This is a genomic window from Streptomyces sp. NPDC002309 (assembly GCF_053593375.1).
The window spans coordinates 12,688-30,618 of sequence record NZ_JBSFCI010000036.1; the positions used below are offsets into that span (position 1 = coordinate 12,688).

At 72.9% G+C, this 17,931-nt stretch carries 17 protein-coding genes and 2 pseudogenes; 7 read left to right on the forward strand and 12 right to left on the reverse strand.

The genetic code is table 11. The features are described 5' to 3' along the window. Window positions 1-365: 365 nt before the first annotated feature. Both ACWCPM_RS26770 and ACWCPM_RS26775 read left to right on the forward strand, forming a co-directional pair. Window positions 366-746 (forward strand): hypothetical protein, encoded by a 381-nt coding sequence (locus ACWCPM_RS26770; RefSeq protein ID WP_450978803.1) that lies wholly within the window; start codon window positions 366-368, stop codon window positions 744-746. A 380-nt stretch (window positions 747-1,126) separates the two neighbouring features. After that, window positions 1,127-1,534: a Zn-ribbon domain-containing OB-fold protein gene (locus ACWCPM_RS26775; RefSeq protein ID WP_450978804.1), complete on the forward strand. Its 408-nt coding sequence runs from the start codon at window positions 1,127-1,129 to the stop codon at window positions 1,532-1,534. A 25-nt stretch (window positions 1,535-1,559) separates the two neighbouring features. On the opposite strand, the gene ACWCPM_RS26780 is transcribed toward ACWCPM_RS26775, so the two are convergent. After that, window positions 1,560-1,937, reverse strand: coding sequence for a PPOX class F420-dependent oxidoreductase (locus ACWCPM_RS26780; RefSeq protein WP_450978805.1), 378 nt, complete (start codon window positions 1,935-1,937; stop codon window positions 1,560-1,562). A 25-nt stretch (window positions 1,938-1,962) separates the two neighbouring features. Then, entirely contained in the window at window positions 1,963-3,141 is a 1,179-nt protein-coding gene (locus ACWCPM_RS26785) for a MalY/PatB family protein (RefSeq protein WP_450978806.1), read from the reverse strand. 160 nt (window positions 3,142-3,301) lie between these two features. Between ACWCPM_RS26785 and ACWCPM_RS26790 the strand changes: the two genes are divergently transcribed. Together ACWCPM_RS26790 and ACWCPM_RS26795 are read left to right on the forward strand one after the other, a co-directional pair. Beyond that, window positions 3,302-4,132: an SAM-dependent methyltransferase gene (locus tag ACWCPM_RS26790; RefSeq protein WP_450978807.1), complete on the forward strand. Its 831-nt coding sequence runs from the start codon at window positions 3,302-3,304 to the stop codon at window positions 4,130-4,132. A gap of 119 nt (window positions 4,133-4,251) precedes the next feature. Continuing rightward, complete coding sequence (locus ACWCPM_RS26795; RefSeq protein WP_450978808.1) at window positions 4,252-5,607, forward strand: S1 family peptidase; 1,356 nt, start codon at window positions 4,252-4,254, stop codon at window positions 5,605-5,607. Between the two features lie 48 nt (window positions 5,608-5,655). On the opposite strand, the gene ACWCPM_RS26800 is transcribed toward ACWCPM_RS26795, so the two are convergent. Then, complete coding sequence (locus tag ACWCPM_RS26800) at window positions 5,656-5,841, reverse strand: hypothetical protein (RefSeq protein WP_450978809.1); 186 nt, start codon at window positions 5,839-5,841, stop codon at window positions 5,656-5,658. Window positions 5,842-5,941: 100 nt separating this feature from the next. Next, window positions 5,942-6,136, reverse strand: a pseudogene (locus tag ACWCPM_RS26805) (MarR family transcriptional regulator); the annotation flags it as partial. Between ACWCPM_RS26805 and ACWCPM_RS26810 the strand changes: the two are divergent. Next, a pseudogene (locus ACWCPM_RS26810) lies at window positions 6,132-6,419 on the forward strand (gfo/Idh/MocA family oxidoreductase); the annotation flags it as partial. The pseudogenes ACWCPM_RS26805 and ACWCPM_RS26810 overlap by 5 nt on opposite strands. Before the next feature lie 26 nt (window positions 6,420-6,445). Here ACWCPM_RS26810 and ACWCPM_RS26815 read toward each other — a convergent pair. The 5 genes from ACWCPM_RS26815 to ACWCPM_RS26835 all read right to left on the reverse strand — a co-directional run bounded on the left by ACWCPM_RS26815 (window position 6,446) and on the right by ACWCPM_RS26835 (window position 10,927). Then, a complete protein-coding gene (locus tag ACWCPM_RS26815; RefSeq protein ID WP_450978810.1) occupies window positions 6,446-7,141 on the reverse strand; it encodes a L,D-transpeptidase family protein in 696 nt (231 codons plus the stop codon). A 146-nt stretch (window positions 7,142-7,287) separates the two neighbouring features. Beyond that, on the reverse strand, window positions 7,288-8,088 hold the full coding sequence (locus ACWCPM_RS26820) for an SDR family NAD(P)-dependent oxidoreductase (RefSeq protein WP_450978811.1): 801 nt from the start codon (window positions 8,086-8,088) through the stop codon (window positions 7,288-7,290). A gap of 73 nt (window positions 8,089-8,161) precedes the next feature. After that, window positions 8,162-9,076 (reverse strand): SDR family oxidoreductase, encoded by a 915-nt coding sequence (locus ACWCPM_RS26825; protein ID WP_450978812.1) that lies wholly within the window; start codon window positions 9,074-9,076, stop codon window positions 8,162-8,164. A 133-nt stretch (window positions 9,077-9,209) separates the two neighbouring features. Then, window positions 9,210-9,839 carry an MBL fold metallo-hydrolase gene (locus ACWCPM_RS26830; RefSeq protein ID WP_450978813.1) on the reverse strand — a complete coding sequence of 210 codons (630 nt, stop codon included), beginning with the start codon at window positions 9,837-9,839 and terminating at the stop codon, window positions 9,210-9,212. After that, entirely contained in the window at window positions 9,839-10,927 is a 1,089-nt protein-coding gene (locus ACWCPM_RS26835; protein WP_450978814.1) for an S-(hydroxymethyl)mycothiol dehydrogenase, read from the reverse strand. The genes ACWCPM_RS26830 and ACWCPM_RS26835 overlap by 1 nt, the downstream gene beginning before the upstream one ends. 208 nt (window positions 10,928-11,135) lie before the next feature. Between ACWCPM_RS26835 and ACWCPM_RS26840 the strand changes: the two genes are divergently transcribed. Then, window positions 11,136-12,848 (forward strand): ABC transporter ATP-binding protein, encoded by a 1,713-nt coding sequence (locus tag ACWCPM_RS26840; protein WP_450978861.1) that lies wholly within the window; start codon window positions 11,136-11,138, stop codon window positions 12,846-12,848. A 219-nt stretch (window positions 12,849-13,067) separates the two neighbouring features. Here the strand turns inward: ACWCPM_RS26840 and ACWCPM_RS26845 are convergent, their stop codons facing one another. Further along, the gene (locus tag ACWCPM_RS26845) at window positions 13,068-13,361 is read right to left on the reverse strand and encodes a hypothetical protein (protein WP_450978815.1); all 294 of its coding nucleotides are present in this window, start codon (window positions 13,359-13,361) and stop codon (window positions 13,068-13,070) included. Between the two features lie 212 nt (window positions 13,362-13,573). On the opposite strand from ACWCPM_RS26845, the gene ACWCPM_RS26850 reads away from it, so the two are divergent. Beyond that, the gene (locus ACWCPM_RS26850; protein WP_450978816.1) at window positions 13,574-14,674 is read left to right on the forward strand and encodes an XdhC family protein; all 1,101 of its coding nucleotides are present in this window, start codon (window positions 13,574-13,576) and stop codon (window positions 14,672-14,674) included. A gap of 197 nt (window positions 14,675-14,871) precedes the next feature. Here the strand turns inward: ACWCPM_RS26850 and ACWCPM_RS26855 are convergent, their stop codons facing one another. After that, window positions 14,872-15,051 carry a hypothetical protein gene (locus tag ACWCPM_RS26855; protein ID WP_450978817.1) on the reverse strand — a complete coding sequence of 60 codons (180 nt, stop codon included), beginning with the start codon at window positions 15,049-15,051 and terminating at the stop codon, window positions 14,872-14,874. Window positions 15,052-15,192: 141 nt separating this feature from the next. Beyond that, window positions 15,193-17,637, reverse strand: coding sequence for a SpoIIE family protein phosphatase (locus ACWCPM_RS26860; protein WP_450978818.1), 2,445 nt, complete (start codon window positions 17,635-17,637; stop codon window positions 15,193-15,195). Window positions 17,638-17,931 lie beyond the last annotated feature (294 nt).

Here is a 17,931-nt window from a genome sequence, read left to right on the forward strand (position 1 = left end):
ACAAGGGGATCTTTCGTTTCACGGCACACATGAATGTTTTCATACGTCTTGCCAAGCGGACGGCATATATAAATACTGCTCGCGGATCCGCACCGCCCGGGAGGAGACGACCATCCGCTCACGCACAGGCCGACTCCCCGGGGCACCCGCACGGACGCCCGAAGCCGATGCCCCCTACCCGCATCGGCGCCCCGGGGGTTCGGTAGGGGCGGCCCCGGCTCTCCCCTAGGCCGGGACCGCCCCACCACCGCGGACCGCCTCGCCGGAACCACCTCGCCGGAACCACCTGGGCGGAACACCACTTCGGACCGCCACCGCCGACCGCCACCGCCTGACCACCTCCGCACCGCGGCACACCGGAAGCGATGATCATGCCCCTGACGTCCACGCGCACCAGCCCGGACTGGCCCTGCCAGGTGAAGACTCCCGGCAGCTACGACTGGGAGCGATCGGCGGCCAAGTGGCTGCGCGAGCTGGTACCGGCCCGGTACGCCGGCTACCCGGCGCTGATCCGCCACCCCGTACTGCTCGCCCGGCACGCACAGATCCAGGTCCAGCAGGAGATCCGGATCGCGCGGACCGCCATGCAGACGGCCCGCGCCGATCTGCCGCGGCTGGGCTTGCCCGAGTCGGTCATCGAGCACACGATCAAGCTGTACGCCGCCGAGGTGCTGCAGCTCCAGCACATCGCCCGCAGCGTACGGGCCGTCACCGAGGCGCTGGCGGAGCACAACTCCGGGCGCTGACAGGCCGGAACGGCACTCTCCTCGACGACCGCGCGGCCCCTCGGCGGGCCTTCGCGACGACATCTCCCGGGCGGACGCCCCCGCCCCCGCCGTGATCGCGGCGCACGCCAACGGGCCGCGACCGTGGCCCCGTTCGGACGCACAAGGGCGACGCCCGCTCCACGACCGGCCACACCCCGGGCGAGGTGCGGGCACGGGAACAGCCCGGAACGCCCGGCCGGATTCTTCGAGGGTACAGAGTTTGAGGGTACGGAGTGCCTTTACTGGTGGCACTCAGTGCCATACGCTGTGGCCGTGCACGGCGGCACGGGAAGCCGCGCACAGGCGTGCGCACCGCGTCGCGCACGCGGATTTCCCGCCGAGCGCAGGGAGTTGACAGCGTGTATCACCACTCAGGAACCGTCGCTCAGCAGGCAGCCGGCTCCGGCGTCCTCGACCGCCGCCTCCAGGACCAGGAGACCATGCTCTTCCAGCGGTGCGCCTGGTGCGGCACCGCGACGTACCACCGGCTGCTCTGCCCGGTCTGCCAGGGCAGCGACCTGCGCACGGAGCGCAGCCAGGGCACCGGCACGATCCGCCACACGACGGTGGTGCACCGCAACACACCCGCCGCGCGCAATGTGGCCCTCGTCGAGATGGCCGAGGGGTTCGTGGTGCGGGGCCGGGTGATGGGCCCTCCCGTCGGCATCCACAGCGGCGACCGCGTGCGGCTGTCCAACGCCAAGGACCCGGTACGGGGCGAGCCGGTGTTCCAGTTGGTCGACGAGCCGTACCGCGCCTGGACCTGACGGGCAAACCCTCACTGACGCCGCCCTAGCCCTTGACGGTGACGCGGATGCCGACGGTGCCCTCCGCCCCGCGTCGCAGCTTGCTGCCGAGCAGCGTGAGGCGCCCGACGATGCCGTACTTGCGGGCGATGAGCTTGCGGTAGCGGGCCGTGGTCCGCGCGTCGGTGATCTCGGCGGTGCCCGGGACCTGTTCGCCGGTCGGGTTGCCGCGCAGGTCGCAGGGGCCCACGAGGACGTCGGCGCGTCGCCGGATCCGCTTGACCTTGAAGGAGTCGGCCACCGTCCAGACCCCGAGCGCGTCCTCGTCGGCGACGACCCAGACGGGCGTGGGGACCGGGGTGCCGTCCTTGCGGTAGCTGGTGATCAGCAGATACTTGCCGGCTCCGAGCCGTGTGGCGTCCATGGCCGGAAGTGTAGGCGTGCCGCGCTCACTTCAGTGCCGCGGCCATCCGCCGTACGGCCTCCGTGAGGATCTCGGGCGAGGTGGCCAGGTTCAGCCGTACATGCCCGGCGCCGCCCGTCCCGAAGCCCGGGCCGGAGTTGAGGGCCACCCGGCCCCGCCGCAGGAAGACGTCGGCCGGGTCGTCTCCCAGGCCGAGGTCCCGGCAGTCGAGCCAGGCGAGGTACGTGGCGTCGCCCGGGCGGTAGACCACGCCCGGCAACTGCCCGGCCAGCAGCTCGGCGAGCAGACGCCGGTTCTCGTCGAGGCCCGCGAGCAGGGCGTCCAGCCAGGCGGTGCCGTCGCGCAGGGCGGCGGTGTGGGCGAGGACGCCGAGGTGGCTGGGGCCGTGGCCGACCTCCTCGGGCAGCCGGGCGAGGTCGGCGGCGGACTCGGGGCCGGCGACGGCGAGGGCCGCCTTGAGGCCGGCGAGGTTCCACGCCTTGGAGGCGGACATCAGCGACAGGCCGCTGCCGCCGCCCGGCACGGAGAGATAGGGCACGAAGTCCGTGTCGCCGACGACCAACGGGGCGTGGATCTCGTCGACGACCACGCGCACCCCGTACTCACCGGCCAGCCGGGCCACGGTGGACAGTTCCTCGGCGGTGTGCACGGTCCCGGTCGGGTTGTGCGGGCTGCACAGCAGGTACGCCGCCCGGCGCCCGCCCGCCACGGCCTGCCGGAAGGACTCCTCCAGGACGTCGAAGGCGATCCGCCCCTCCGGGCCGAGCGGCGCCTCGGCCACCCGCCGGTCCATGTGCGTGACGAACTGGAAGAACGGCGGATACACCGGCGGGTTGACCACCACCGCGTCCCCCGGCCCGGTCACCAGCCTCAGCATCTCCACCACGCCCAGCATCACGTCGGGCACGATCGCGGTGCGCCCCACGTCGAGACCGGACCAGCCCCAGCGCCTCTCGGCGAAGCCGGCCAGCGCCTCGGCGTAGGCGGTCCCCGCCGGGTAGCCGGTGTCGCCGAGCGCGACCGCGTCGGCGAGGGCGCGGGCGACGGGCGGCGCCAGCGGCACGTCCATCTCCGCCACCCACAGCGGCAGGACGTCGTCGGGGTAGGTGCGCCACTTTATGCTCGTACGCCGCCGTAACTGCGCGAGGTCCAGTGCGCGCAGGGGGTTCGCTGCACCGGACGACCGTCGCGGGTTCCTCGTCATGGACACACGATAGGCGGCCGTGGGACGGGTGCGCGGGGCCCCCTGCGGCACCGAAATCGCACAAGGCCCCGCAAAGATCAACTCACCGGTCTAGATTGCGTCTTGACACCGCACGGGGCGTCTTCCCGCCCTGCACCAGGCACCCCCAGGAGCTGATTCCGTGACCGAGAACCCGCCAGCCGCGGACGGCATTGCCCAGTCGCTGCGCGAGCGCATCAACACGTCCCAACCGCACACGGCCCGCATTTGGAACTACTGGCTCGGCGGCAAGGACAACTACGAGGTCGACCGGGCGGCCGGCGACCAGATCCGCCAACTGCACCCGGACATCGGCGAGTACGCCCGCGCGGACCGCCTGTTTCTGGGCCGCGCCGTCCGGCACCTGGTCTCGGACCTGGGCATCCGCCAGTTCCTGGACGTCGGCACCGGCCTGCCCACCGCCGACAACACCCACGAGGTCGCCCAGCGGATCGCCCCCGAGTCCCGGATCGTGTACGTCGACAACGACCCGCTCGTCCTCGCGCACGCCCGCGCGCTGCTCACGAGCACACCGGAGGGCCGCACCGACTACCTCGACGAGGACCTGCGCAACGTCGACGCGATCCTCCAGCACGCCGCGAAGACACTGGACCTCACGCAGCCGGTGGCGCTGATACTCCTCGGGGTCGTCATCTTCCTGCCCGACGACGACGACCCGTACGGCGTCGTCCGGCGGCTGATGGACGCGCTGCCCGCGGGCAGCCACCTGGTGCTGTCGCACACCATCACCTCGCCGTCGATGCCGGACGTGGACGAGGCCGTCGAGTTCTGGAACGAGCACGGCACCCCGAAGCTGACCCAGCGCACCCCCGAGGCCGTGACGGGCTTCTTCGACGGTCTCGATCTCCTGGAGCCGGGTGTCGTGTCGTGTTCGCGGTGGCGTCCGGAGCCCGGTGACGGCACCGAGCCCGAGGAGGTCGCGATGTACGGCGGGGTGGCGCGCAAGAACTGAGCCGGCCCGCCCCAGGGGTGAACGCTGCCGGACCCCGGCACGTATGGAGAGAGGGCGCTCGACGACCCGGGCGTCCCGCGGTGCCGACGCGCCGCGTGTTCGGGGTTCGGGAGCCATGCATGAGGCACGCACGACGACGGATCGTCAGGCGGGTGACACGGCTGGCGTCAGTCGGCGGGATCGTCCTCGGGGCGGCGATGGTCACGCAGGCGGTCGCGAGCGAACCCCCCGCCGCCTCACCCCGGGTGCTCGCCGGCGACACCGGCGCGGGCCCGGCCGAGGACACGGGCGCGGGCCTCGTCGAGCGGCTCGGCTCCTCCCGCACGGCGGGCAGTTGGATCGACGACGAGGGGCGGCCGGTCGTCGCGGTCACCGACGACGAGGCGGCCGCCGAGGTCCGCGGGGCGGGCGCGAGGGCGAAACTCGCGCGGCACAGCATGCACGAGCTCAAGTCGGCGACACAGAAGCTGCGTTCGGCCCCGAGGGTGACGGGCACGGCCTGGGTGGTGGACTACCGCTCCAATGAGGTGGTGGTACGGGGTGACCGCACCGTCTCCGCCGACGACTGGTCCGAGCTGACCCATCTCGCGGACGGCTTGGGCGACTTCGTCCGCATGGAGCGCACCGAGGGCACCTTCACCACCCGGATCAACGGCGCCCTGCCGATCCTGTCCACCGCCGGACGCTGTTCCGCGGGGTTCAACGTCACCGACGGGAAGACCGACTTCATCCTCACGGCGGGGCACTGCGGCCCCAACGGTTCGGTCTGGTTCGCCGACAGCAGGGGCGGCCGGCCGGTGGGCCGGACCGTCACCGGCAGTTTCCCGGGCGACGACTACTCGCTGGTGCAGTACGACGGCGGGCGGGCCGGCGACGGCGCGGGCGTCGTGGCCATCGGCGACGGCCAGGGTGTGCAGATCACGGGCGTGGGCGAACCGTCCGTGGGGCAGCGGGTGTTCCGCAGCGGCAGCAGCAGCGGGTTGCGCGACGGCGAGGTGACCTCGCTCGACGCCACGGTGAACTACCCCGAGGGCACGGTCTTCGGCCTCATCGAGACCGACGTGTGCGCCGAGCCCGGGGACAGCGGCGGGCCGATGTTCTCCGAAGGGATCGCGCTCGGTGTGACCTCCGGCGGCAGCGGGGACTGCCGGGCGGGCGGCACGACCTACTTCCAGCCGCTGCCGCAGGCACTGTCCGCGCTCGGCGTCCAACTGATCGCGTCGGGCACGCAGAACGCGCAGGGCGTCGCTCCCGCGCCGTCGGGACCCCAGAGCGCCGCGGCGCCCGGGACGTCGACGCCGATCTCGGCCGAGGCGGGCCGGGAGTTGCTGGCCCGGCTCGCGGACCCGAGGAACGTCGGGCCCGGTCTGCTGGTCGTCGGGGGCAGTCTGATGGCGCTGGTGGCCACGCGGTACATCCGTACGGAACAGGACCGCAAGGCGTACCAGCGCCATTACTCGGCCACTTGGGGCTGACGGAGAGGTCCGGTGGGCGGAAGGGCCCCTGGGCCCGCGGTGAGCGGGTCAGGCGGCCCGCGCCGGCTGCGGCGCCGCCGCGGCCCACTCCAGGACGAGGCGTTGGTACACCTCGCGCTGCTCGGTGCTCAGTGTCCCGCCCGACCGGCGCCACAGCGCCCGGATCTCCTCGTTGACCTCCGCGGCCGATCGCTCGGTGACGGCTTCAACACTGGTGGACATGGCGTGAAGCATACGGCGACCGGGGTGAAGGTGATGTGAGTAATCAAGAGCCAATCGGACATATCAGGCAGTGTTGCTGATCACGTCCATGTCCCCGAACCCGCCCGGCAGTTCAGGCGTCCGCCGTACCGAGCACCAGCACCTGGATGGCCAGGACGGCGGCGCCGCGGGCCCAGTCGTGGAAGTCGGACTTCCTGATCTCCAGCTCGACCGGGGCGGCCGGCGGGTGCCGGCGGGCGCGGATCGTCTCCTCCACCGTGCTCCTCGCCACATCCACGAGCCCGACCCCCTCTCCGGCGAGCAGGACCATCGCCCCCGATCTGCGGGCGGCCTTCACCTCGGGTTCGGCGCCGGTGCACGACCGCTCGCGCCTGCCGCGCTCGTTCGACCATCTCCACAACGGGCACGAGGGAAGCCACCACTTCCTGGTGCACGACTTCGTGACCGCGGTCGGCACGCGCTCGCTGCCGTCCGTGAACGCCTGGGTGGCGGCCCGCTACACCCTGCCGGGCATCGTCGCGCACGAATCCGCGCGGCAGGGTGGCGTACGGCTGGAGATCCCGGACTTCGGCGGCGCGCCCGAGGTCTGACGCGCCGGGGTGGGCCGGGTGCCCCGTCAGGTGCCCGGCTTGCGCCCGTACACGTAGACGTCGTCGCCCTTCTTCAGCAGCGACCAGTACTTCTTCGCCGCGGTCTTGGTCATGTTGACGCAGCCGCGGGAGCCGGGCGGGTTCCACATGCTGACGGCGGCGGAGTGGAACGCCTGCCCGCCGTCGAAGAACTGGGAGTACGGCATCGGCACGTCGTAGATGCTCGACACGTGGTCGATGTTGCGCCAGTAGATCTTCTTCAGGCCGGTGCGGGTCTCGTAGCCGTCGCGCCCGGTGCGGACCGGGACGGGGCCGTAGACGAGCTTCTTGCCGTCCTGGATCCAGCTCAGCTGGAGCGAGAGGTTCACACAGGCGATACGGCCCTTGTTGACCGGGCACTTCCCGGCCTTGTTCGGGTTCTTCCCGACGGCCTTCTGCTTGTTCATGAGGTCCATCACGCCCCAGGTGACGGGCCCCGCGTAGCCGATGTTCGGCGTGATGCCGTGCTTGGTCTGGAACGCCTGGATCGCCTTGCAGTCGGCGGTGGACTGGCGCCCGTCCACCGGACGGCCCAGGAACTTCTCCACCTGCTTCTGGTAGGGACCGGTCTGCGTGGTGCAGCTCGCCGCCTGTGCCGGGGCGGCGCCCAGCACGAGTGCGAGCGGCGCCACCAGTGCGGTGGTCCCCAGGACGACGGTCGCCCGCCTGCGAATCTCCCCCATGGGCTGGCCTTGTCTCTTCGCGTCGAATGCGCGTCTTCCGCGCGGTCTCTGCCTGCTAGACCGGTATGGGGAGGATTCGGTTGTAGGCGCGGGCCGACCGCGACGAAACGGTGACATTCGCAGGGGAGGGAGCGCCGCCGCCCGGCTCAGCGGCGCTCCTCGCCACGCCCCTTCACCGTGGTGAAGCCGGTGTTGACCGCTGTGATCCCACCGTCGACGACCAGGGTGGTGCCGGTGATCCAGGACGCGTCCCGGGAGGCGAGGAAGGCGACGGCGGCGGCGATGTCCTCCGGTTCCCCGACCCGGCCCAGGGGGTAGCGGCGGCGGAGTTCGTCGAGCCGGCCGTCGCGGCCCTGCCAGGCCGGGGTGCGGACGGTGCCGGGGGCGACGAGGTTGACGCGGACCCCCCGACCGGCGGCATGCCCGGCGAGGGTGCGGGTCAGCGAGCCGAGGCCGGCCTTGGCCGCGCTGTAGGCGTGGTTGCCGAAGTCCTGGAGCCCGTTCACCGAGCCGACGCAGACGACGGCGCCCCGTCCGGAGGCTGCCAGGTGCGGCAGCGCGGCGCGGCAGCAGCGGTACGCCCCGGTCAGCGTCACGTCCAGGTCACGCGCCCACACCTCGTCGGTCTCCTCCTCGAAGAGCGGCGCGTCGGGATGGCAGCTGTAGGCGTTGGCGACCAGCACGTCGAGGGAGCCGAACGCGTCGACGGCCCGCGCGACGGCACTCTCGACCGACGCCCGGTCCGCCACGTCGCACGCGTGCGCCTGTGCCAGGAGCCCGTCGTCGCGCAGTTCCCGCGCGGTCTTCTCGGCGGCCGCCCCGTCGACGTCGGTCACCAGGACGGCCGCGCCCTCCGCGGCGAGGCGCCGGGCGGTCGCGGCGCCGATGCCGCGGGCCGCGCCGGTGATCAGGACTCCGTACCCGTCGAAGCGTGAGGTGTCGGTCATGCGCAGACCGTACTGCCCGGGTGATCGACCGGGCAGGGGCCGTGCACGGGCCGGTCTCCCGCCCCGGCCCTCGTCACCGGTACCCGGTCGTGTCCGCCGGCTTGCCGGGGTCCTGGACCTCTACGAGGTAGCGCCAGGCGTCGGGGCGGCTGCCGTCCAGGTCGGTGAAGCCGTACTCCTGGGCGAGGCCGCCGCTGGACAGGGACCGGCCGTTGAAGCGGGACACCTTGGGGTCGGCGGCGAGTGCCGCGACGGCCCGGCCGACATACCGCGGGGTCTCGGAGATGGCGAAGTGCGGGACCTGGCCGAGGGCGTCGCGCCAATTGTCCTCGCGGACGCCGTAGTGCTCCAGCATCATCTCCGAGCGGAGCCAGCCCGGGGTCAGCGCGAGGGCGGTGGCGCCGCGCGGGCCCAGTTCGTGGCCCAGCGAGAAGGCCATGCGCAGGACGGCCGCCTTGGCGAGGTCGTAGAAGAAGTTGACCCGGTAGGTGTCGCGGTTGTACTCGGCCGTGCCGTCGGTCATCTCCACGACCAGACCGCCGGGGCGGCGCAGCAGGAGGGGCAGGGCGTGGTGGCTGGTGATCGCGTGCGTCTCGACGGCGAGCCGGAGCAGCCGCAGGCCGGCCGCGAGGTCGTGCTCCCAGACGGCCTTGTCCCACTCGAAGAGCTTCTCGCCGCCCCAGATGTCGTTGACGAGGACGTCGAGGCGGTCCTGTTCGCCGTCGATGCGCTCGACGAGGGCGCGGACCTGCGCCGCGTCGAGGTGGTCGGTGGGTACGGCGATGCCGTGGCCGCCCGCCTCGGTGACCAGGTCGGCGGTGTCCTCCAGGGTCTCGGGACGGTCGTACTCGGAGCGGCGGGCGCGGGTGCTGCGGCCCGTGACGTAGACGGTGGCGCCTGCCGCGCCGAGTTCCACCGCGATCCCGCGGCCCGCTCCCCGTGTCGCTCCGGCGACGAGCGCGACCTTGCCCCGCAACGGCTGTGACATGTCCGGCCTCCCGTGTGGCTGACTCCCGGAGAGAGCCTCCCGTGGCTGTCTCCGGAGACGAGCCTCCCGCGAAAGCCGGACATCCTCTGTCACCTTTGCCGGCCGGTCACTCCCCTGCCCGGCGGGGCGGGTCTCAGTGGCCCCGAGCGATCCACTCCTCCAGGTGCGGGGCCTCCGCGCCGATCGTCGTGGGGTCGCCGTGGCCGGTGAGGACCTTGGTCCCGGGCGGGAGGGTGAGGAGCCGGTCGCGGATCGATCCGATGATCGTCGGGAAGTGGGAGTACGAACGGCCGGTCGCGCCGGGGCCGCCCTGGAACAGGGTGTCGCCGGTGAAGACGACGCCGAGGCCCGGGTCGTACAGGCAGACCGCGCCGGGGGCGTGCCCCGGCGTGTGCAGCACGCGCAGGTCGGCACCCGCCGCCTCGATGACCTGCCCGTCGAGCAGCCCCGCGTCCGGCTCGCGGCCGGGGTGGGTCTGCTTCCACAGCGGCAGATCGTCGTGGTGCAGCCAGATCACGGCTCCGGTGCGGTCGGCGAGCGCGGGCGCGGCGTTGACGTGGTCGTTGTGGGCGTGCGTGCACACGATGGCCTTCAGGCGCCGGTCCCCGACCGCCGCCACGATCGCGTCGGCGTCGTGGGCGGCGTCGATGACGACGACCTCGTGGTCGTCGCCGACGAGCCACACGTTGTTGTCGACGTCCCAGGAGCCGCCGTCGAGGGTGAACTGTCCGGAGGTGACGAGGCGTTCGATGCGGGCGGTCATCACAGCACCACCACCGAGCGCAGCACGTCGCCGTGGTGCATCCGCTCGAACGCCTTCTCCACCTCGTCGAGCTGGATCGTCTCGGTCACGAACGCGTCCAGGTCCAGGCGTCCCTGGAGGTGCAGGTCGATCAGCATGGGGAAGTCACGGGACGGCAGGCAGTCGCCGTACCAGGACGACTTCAGCGCGCCGCCGCGGCCGAACACGTCGAGGAAGGGCAGTTCGAGCTTCATGTCCGGGGTGGGCACGCCGACCAGGATGACCGTGCCGGCGAGGTCCCGGGCGTAGAAGGCCTGCTTGTAGGTCTCCGGGCGGCCGACCGCCTCGATGACGACGTCGGCGCCGAATCCGCCGGTCAGTTCACGGATCGCCTCGACCGGGTCGGTGCCGGACGAGTTGACGGTGTGGGTGGCTCCCATCGTGCGGGCCTTCTCCAGCTTGCGGTCGTCGATGTCGACGGCGATGATCCGGCCCGCTCCGGCCAGCCGCGAACCGGCGACCGCCGCGCCACCGACGCCGCCGCAGCCGATGACGGCGACCGTGTCGCCGCGGCCGACGCCGCCCGTGTTGATCGCGGCTCCGAGGCCGGCCATCACTCCGCAGCCGAGCAGTCCGGCCACCGCCGGGGAGACCGCCGGGTCGACCTTGGTGCACTGGCCGGCCGCGACCAGCGTCTTCTCGGCGAACGCGCCGATACCGAGGGCCGGGGAGAGTTCCTGGCCGGTCGCGGCCAGGGTCATCTTCTGCCCGGCGTTGTGGGTGTCGAAGCAGTACCAGGGCCGGCCCCGCAGGCAGGCCCGGCAACGTCCGCACACCGCACGCCAGTTGAGGATCACGAAGTCACCGGGCGCCACCTCGGTGACGCCGTCCCCGACCTGCTCGACCACCCCGGCGGCCTCGTGGCCGAGCAGGAAGGGGAACTCGTCGGTGATGCCGCCCTGCTTGTAGTGGAGGTCGGTGTGGCAGACCCCGCACGCCTGCACCCGCACCACGGCCTCTCCCGGACCCGGGTCCGGTACGACGATCGTCTCGATCCGCACCGGCTCGTCCCGACCCGGTGCGATCACGCCGCGTACTTCCTGCGCCATGTGCTGGCCCCTTCCGTCTCCGCGCGTCCGTCCGTCCCGGCATCCGACCCTACGCGTGACTGATCGGTAGGGGGACGGTTACGGGGGTGTGCCGCGCCCGTCCAGCTCGGTTGTCAGTGCCCCCGCGTAATCTCTCAGCATCCCCTCGGACCCGTGAAGGAGCAGCGTGAGCATCGCACAGACGGAGACCGCCCCGCCCCCGTGGCGCATGCTCCTGGGCTATGTGCGGCCCCATCGGTGGACGCTGTTCGCGGGCGCGCTGCTGTCGCTGGTCACCGGTGCCACCGGGCTGGCACTGCCGCTGGTCGCGCGTGGGCTGATCGACGATCTCTCCCACGACCGTGCCGTCACCGGTGCACTGCTGGCCATGTCGGCCCTCGTCGTGGCCAACGCCGCGGTGGGCGCGCTCGGCGGGTACGTGCTCCAGCGCACCGCGGAGTCGGTGGTGCTCGGGGCCCGGCGGACCCTGTCGTCGTATCTGCTGCGGCTGCGGATATCCGCGGTGGACCGCAGCGAGCCGGGTGACCTGATGGCCCGGATCACCTCGGACACCACGCTGCTGCGCGAGGTCACGACGGACTCCCTGGTCGGCCTCGGCACGGGCGGGCTGACGCTGGTGGCGACCGTGGTGATGATGGGCTTCGTCGACCCGGTGCTGCTCGGCGTCACGCTCGCCGTGGTCGTCGGCGCGGGACTGGTCCTCGGCCTCATCGTGCCGCGCATCAACAAGGCCAGCCGCCGGGCGCAGGACGCGGTCGGTGTGATGGGTGCCTCGCTGGAGCGGGTACTGGGCGCGCTGCGCACGGTGAAGGCGTCCGGCGCCGAGCACCGGGAGGAGCGGACGCTGCACGCGGCGGCCGAGGAGTCCTGGCGGCAGAGCGTGCGAGCCGCCAAGTGGTCGGCGGCCGCGGGCAACACGGCCGGACTGGCGATGCAGGTCGCCTTCATCACGGTCCTCGCGGTCGGCGGCGCCCGGGTCGCGACCGGCGCCGTGGACGTCGGCACGCTGGTCGCCTTCCTGCTGTACGTCTTCTATCTGATGTCGCCGATCCAGCAGGTCGTCGGCGCGATCACCCAGTACCAGACGGGGGCCGCCGCCCTGGCCCGGATCCAGGAGGCGCTGCGGCTGCCCGCCGAGCCCCAGGCGTCCGCCGCCTCGTTGCCGTCGCCCGGCGCGCCCCCTGCGGCGCTCGCCTTCGAGGACGTCCGCTTCCGCTACGCCGACGACCTCCCGTACGTCCACCACGGTGTGAGCTTCGAGGTGCCCGCGCAGGGCATGACGGCGTTCGTCGGACCGTCCGGCGCGGGCAAGACGACGGTCTTCTCACTGATCGAGCGGTTCTACGACCCGGAATCGGGCGTGATCACGCTGGACGGCCGGCAGCTCACGGAGTGGGAGCTGCCGCAACTGCGCTCGGCGATCGGCTATGTCGAGCAGGACGCGCCGGTGCTGTCGGGTTCGCTGCGCGACAACCTGCTGCTGGGCAGTCCGGAGGCGGATGACGACGCCCTGACGCGGGTACTGAAGACGACCCGGCTGGACGGGCTGGTCGAGCGGCTGCCGAACGGCGTCGAGACCCTCGTCGGGCACCGCGGCACCAAGCTGTCGGGCGGGGAGCGTCAGCGGGTCGCGATCGCCCGCGCGCTGCTGCGCCGCCCCAGACTCCTCCTGCTCGACGAGGCGACCTCGCAGCTGGACGCGGTCAACGAGGCGGCGCTGCGCGACACCGTCGCCGACGTGGCCCGTACGACGACCGTGCTGGTCGTCGCGCACCGGCTGTCCACGGTGACGATGGCCGACCGGATCGTGGTGATGGACTCGGGCAAGGTCCGTGCGGTGGGGACCCACCGGGAACTCGTGACCGCCGATCCGCTGTACGCGGAGCTGGCGGCCACCCAGTTCCTCGCCACGGCCGGCTGACGGGGCCGCGGCGGCCAGTGCCGCGTCAGCCAAGGTCCGCCCCGTCGCGACGCCCGGCACGCCCTCTCGCCGCACCGGCCGAAAGCCCGAGTACGTCCAGTACGAGGGCTTCCGGCCGGCACGCCGAGAGCACGCTCCCCCACTCTCGCCTTCGCTCGAGCGGGAGGGGCCCCACGACGCCGCTCCTCACGGGCAAACCTCGACTGACGCGGCACTAGGTCACCGGACGTTGGGGAGCAGTCCGGTGACGGGGGCGGCCATGTCGGTGATCTGGCGGAGCTGGTTGAGGTCGTTGAGCCGCTTCATCTGGGTCAGCTGCGCCGACGGCCTCGGGAAGTCCTCCTTGTACTCGGCGGGGATGTCGCCGACGGCGAGGGAGTCGAGGAGGCTGACCGGGCTGAGCGCTCCGGCGCCCGGGGCGTCGGCCTCGGCCGCGCCGGCCGAGGGGGCGGCGAGTCCGGCGACGCTGACCGCGAGCCCGACGGCTGCGACGAAACGACGTGTTGAGATCATGCTTTCAGCAACGCGAACGGCCCCTGGCCGGACACGGTCGGCCCAGTCCACTCACCCGTCAGGCGCAGCCGCGCCCGGTGCCCCTCCGGTCAGGGCGGGGAGGACCGAGGAGCTCGCGTCGGTGACTCCTTGACCGGAGACGACCGGTCGGGTGCGACGGGCGGGCGGCGGCGCGACAATGGGTCGACGCTCAACCATGCGAGGGTCGCGACATGCGTGAGATTCTTCCGGCGCTGCGCCACTGGTACGCGCAGTCGTCCCCGTTCGGCCTGGCCACCGTGGTGGGGGTGAGCCGCAGCGCGCCGCGCGCTCCGGGGGCCGCGATGGCGGTGGGACCGGACGACGAGGTGGTCGGCAGTGTGTCGGGAGGCTGCGTCGAGGGGGCGGTCTTCGAGCTGGCCCAGGACGTCGTGGAGAGCGGCGAGGCCCGGCTGGAGACCTTCGGGTACAGCGACGACGACGCGTTCGCGGTCGGACTGACCTGCGGCGGCGAGATCACCCTGCTGGTCCGGCCGGTCACTCCGGAGCGCGACCCCACCTTCGGCCCCGTCGCCGAGACGGTCCTGGCCGGCCGCCCCGTGACCGTGGCGACGGTCACCGACGGGCCGGCGCCGCTCGGGGCGACGCTGGCCGTCTGGCCGGACCGGGTGGCGGGCACCCTCGGCACGCGCGGCCTGGACGCGGCGGTCACGGCCGACGCGCGCGGCGAACTGGCCCTCGGCGCGACCGGCGTACGGCACTACGGGCCGCGCGGGGAGCGGCGCGAGGACGACGTCTCGGTGTTCCTGCACTCGTTCGCGCCGCCGCCGCGGATGCTGGTGTTCGGCGCGATCGACTACGCGGCGGCCGTCGCCCGCGCCGGCGCCTTCCTCGGCTACCGGGTCACCGTCTGCGACGCCCGCCCGGTCTTCGCCACGCCGAAACGTTTCCCGCCCGGCGTGGAGGTCGTCGTCGACTGGCCGCACCGCTATCTGAGCGGCACCGGCACCGATGAGCGCACGGTGATCTGCGTGCTCACGCACGACCCGAAGTTCGACGTGCCGCTGCTGGAGGTGGCCCTGCGCCGGCCCGCCGCCTACATCGGGGCGATGGGCAGCCGCCGGACCCACGACGAGCGTGCCAAGCGCCTGACCGAGGCCGGACTCACCAACGACGAGCTGTCGAGGCTGCGCTCCCCGATCGGCCTCGACCTGGGGGCGCGCACACCGGAGGAGGTGGCCGTGTCCGTCGCCGCGGAGATGGTGGCGCTGCGGTGGGGCGGCAGCGGGGCGCCGCTGACCGCGACCAGGGGGGCGATCCATCCGCGGTCGTAGCCGTGGCAGGCGCCGGGACCGGTCAGCGGGGCGGCAGCCGGCGCGGCGTAACGTGCGTGAGCGTGCCGCCGGTGACGGTGGCGGTCATACAGGTGCGGTGCGGCCGGCGACGGCGGCCGGTCGGGGAACCGGGGTCGAGCCGCCGCAGTCCGCTCTTGGGCGTGACGGTCTCAGCGCAGGACGGTCACGTGTGAACCTCAGTCCTCACCCCGCACTATGTTCCACTCCGGTGCCGCGTGCGAGGTCCGTGGTCCGTCCGGGCTCTCCACTGCCGGGAGCCAGGTGCGCAGTTCGCTCTTCGCGCGCAGCCTACGGGCCTTCGACCAGCCGGTTTCGAGTCGGCGGACGACGATTTTGTCACTGGTGGACCTGGTCACGACGCAAACCTCTTCCTTCTGCGTCCCCTCGTACGAGTGTACGGAACTCGTGACCGTGTCCCCATCGACGCCGCCGGTAAACGCCGCGCGTCCCGGGCGCCGCGCTTCCGGCCCAATACAGCGCCGCGAGGGCGGTCGGAGTCAGCGGTCCAGGGCGATCTCGCTCCACACCTGTTTGCCGCCGCTGGACGGCACCGCACCCCAGGACGCCGACATGGCCTCGACCAGCAGCAGACCCCGGCCGCCGGTGGCCTCCCAGCCGATGCTGGTGGGCTTGACGGGCGTGCGCGGGGAGGTGTCGGCGACGGCGAGGCGCAGCCGGCTGTCGACGAGCGTGATGTCGAGGCGCACCTGACCGTCGGTGTGCACCAGGGCGTTGGTGACCAGCTCGGAGACGATCAGCAGGATTGCGTCGGTCTGCGTGGCCACGCCCCAGGCGCGCAGCGTGCGCCGGGTGAAGCGGCGGGCGTGCCGGACCGCCTCCGGGACCCGCCAGACCGTCCAGGTCTCGCGCCGTGGGAGGACTTCCATGCCGTCGTAGCGCATGAGGAGCAGCGCCACGTCGTCGCCGCGGTGCGCGTCGCCGAGCAGTCCGTCGGCGACCAGCCCCAGGTGGGCGGGGTCGGAGGCGGCGAGCCGCTCGGCGAAGCCCGCCATGCCCTCGTCGATGTCGGAGTCGGCGCGCTCGACCAGTCCGTCGGTGGTCAGGGCGATCAGTGTGCCGGGCTGGAGCCGCAGCGGGCACATCGGGAAGTCGGCCTGTGCCATGACGCCGAGCGGCGGACCGCCCTCGGCCTCGGCGATCTCGGTGCTGCCGTCGGGCTGACGCAGCACCGGGGGCAGATGCCCGGCGCGCACGCACCAGGCGGAGCCCTCCTCCATGTCGACGTCGACATAGACGCAGGTGGCGAAGAGGTCGGTCTCCATGCCGACGAGGAGCCGGTTGGCGTGCGAGACGACGACGTCCGGCGGATGTCCCTCGACGGCGTAGGCGCGCAGCGCGGTGCGCATCTGGCCCATGAGGGTCGCCGCGCCCGCGTTGTGGCCCTGGACATCGCCGATGACGAGGGCGACGTGGTTGTCGGGCAGCGGGATCACGTCGTACCAGTCGCCGCCGACCTCCAGACCGGCCGTCGCGGGCAGATAGCGCGCGACGGCCACCGCGCCGGGCAGTTCGGGCAGGCGGCGCGGCAGGAGCTGGCGCTGGAGCATGCCGACGAGTTCGTGCTCGGCGTCGAAGGCGCGGGCACGCATCAGGGCCTGGCCCGCCAGACCCGCGGACGCGGTGAGCAGGGCGCGTTCGTCGGGTCCGAAGTCGTGCGGGCGGTCCCAGCCGATCAGACAGGCGCCGGCCATCCGGTCCCCCGCGGGCAGCGGGAGCACGGCCAGGCCCCCGGGACCGACCTCGGCGAGCGCGGTTTCCAGCGCGGTCCCCGCGGGCCAGATCTGGGCGCGGCCCTCCCGCAGGGCGGCGGCCAGGGTCGGCATGGCGCGCACCGGGGCGTCGGGCCATTCGGCGCGCCACTCCAGCCGCCACAACTCGGGCCATGCCTCCGGTTCGGGCGGGTCGAGGACCGTGACGACGAGCCGGTCGTGCTCCAGTTCGGCCAGGGCGATCCGGTCGGCCTGCAAGGGCCCGCGCAGCGCGGCGACCACCGCCTGGCTGACGTCCCGGACGGTGCCGGCGGTGGCGAGCACGGCGGCCAGGCGCTGGACGCGGGTGACGTCGGTGACGTCGGACCGCAGCGTGGAGGTGTCGTCGACCGTGCCCGACAGCCGGGCGGGGACGCCCTCGCCGCCCGGCAGCAGCCGGCCGCGCAGCCGGAGCCACTTCGGGGGCCCGTCGGGCTGGAGCACCCGGAACTCCAGTTCGCGGTCGCCGATGGTCATGTGGTCGGCCTCGACCACCGACATCAGTGACGGCAGGTCCTCCGGCACGGTCCGGGCGAGCAGGGTCTCGACCTTGCCGTCGAACTCGTCCCGGCCGATGCCGAACAGCTCCAGGATCTCGTCGCCGACCCGCACCAGGCCCGTGTCCATGGCGAGGGCGAAACCGCCCGGCGGCAGCTCACCGCCCTCCTCGCGCGGTGGCGGGGCCGGTGTGGCGAGGGCGTCGGCGATCAGTTCCAGGCACTTGCGGTCCTCGGTGTCGAAACCGTCCCGGTACTCGCTCACGGCGAGCAGGCACCCTCCGCCGCCCGAGCGATGGGCGGGGAGCGCGGCCAGGGAGAAGTCGCGCGCGGCGGTGCGGCGGGCCTCCGCGCGGTCGGCGAGTTCGCCCGGGCCGAGCCAGACGGAGCGCCCGGTGCGGTGGGCGTCGGTCACCGGGGAGCCGCCGGCGAGCGGATAGCCGTCGCGCAGTCCGTACAGGGTCCGCGGTACGCCGGCCGTCTCGGCCGTGCACAGGACCTCGCCGTCGTCGCTGGGCGTGTAGAAGGCGGCGAAGGTCGCCCGGGCGAAGACGAGCGCCTGTTCGAGAAGGCGGTGCCTGCGTTCGGGGGTGTCGGGGTCGGCCATCAGCACGGCGAGGGCGTCCTCGGCACGCAGCACTCTCGCCCTGCGCCCGGCAACGCCCTCACTGACCACTTCCGTATTACAGCGCTTATGAACGCCGAGCGCAGCCCCTGTGAACGCAGTGCGGCCGCCGGGCCGTCCCGGGACTGACGACGGAACGGCGGACGGGCACCTCTACGACGCCCGTCCGGCCCGGAGGCGGCGAGTCCCTGGACGGGACCCGCCCGGCGCCCGGCGCTGGACGGGTGCTCCCCCACGCGCTTCGATTCCCAGGGCACGACCTGTGCGGTCGGGAAGGCGGTCGCTCTCCCCGTCGGCGCCGCTGCCGCGGGCGCGGTGACGACGGGCGGTCCGGTCCTCCCGCCG

Excerpts from the sequence above, each read along its gene's own strand:
- ACWCPM_RS26840 (WP_450978861.1), top strand. The coding sequence starts at position 11,136 with ATGCTCCTGGGCTATGTGCGGCCCCATCGGTGGACGCTGTTCGCGGGC.
- ACWCPM_RS26830 (WP_450978813.1), bottom strand. The coding sequence starts at position 9,839 with ATGACCGCCCGCATCGAACGCCTCGTCACCTCCGGACAGTTCACCCTC.
- ACWCPM_RS26795 (WP_450978808.1), top strand. The coding sequence starts at position 4,252 with ATGAGGCACGCACGACGACGGATCGTCAGGCGGGTGACACGGCTGGCG.
- ACWCPM_RS26780 (WP_450978805.1), bottom strand. The coding sequence starts at position 1,937 with ATGGACGCCACACGGCTCGGAGCCGGCAAGTATCTGCTGATCACCAGC.
- ACWCPM_RS26850 (WP_450978816.1), top strand. The coding sequence starts at position 13,574 with ATGCGTGAGATTCTTCCGGCGCTGCGCCACTGGTACGCGCAGTCGTCC.
- ACWCPM_RS26835 (WP_450978814.1), bottom strand. The coding sequence starts at position 10,927 with ATGGCGCAGGAAGTACGCGGCGTGATCGCACCGGGTCGGGACGAGCCG.
- ACWCPM_RS26770 (WP_450978803.1), top strand. The coding sequence starts at position 366 with ATGATCATGCCCCTGACGTCCACGCGCACCAGCCCGGACTGGCCCTGC.
- ACWCPM_RS26785 (WP_450978806.1), bottom strand. The coding sequence starts at position 3,141 with ATGACGAGGAACCCGCGACGGTCGTCCGGTGCAGCGAACCCCCTGCGC.
- ACWCPM_RS26800 (WP_450978809.1), bottom strand. The coding sequence starts at position 5,841 with ATGCTTCACGCCATGTCCACCAGTGTTGAAGCCGTCACCGAGCGATCG.
- ACWCPM_RS26820 (WP_450978811.1), bottom strand. The coding sequence starts at position 8,088 with ATGACCGACACCTCACGCTTCGACGGGTACGGAGTCCTGATCACCGGC.
- ACWCPM_RS26815 (WP_450978810.1), bottom strand. The coding sequence starts at position 7,141 with ATGGGGGAGATTCGCAGGCGGGCGACCGTCGTCCTGGGGACCACCGCA.
- ACWCPM_RS26845 (WP_450978815.1), bottom strand. The coding sequence starts at position 13,361 with ATGATCTCAACACGTCGTTTCGTCGCAGCCGTCGGGCTCGCGGTCAGC.
- ACWCPM_RS26825 (WP_450978812.1), bottom strand. The coding sequence starts at position 9,076 with ATGTCACAGCCGTTGCGGGGCAAGGTCGCGCTCGTCGCCGGAGCGACA.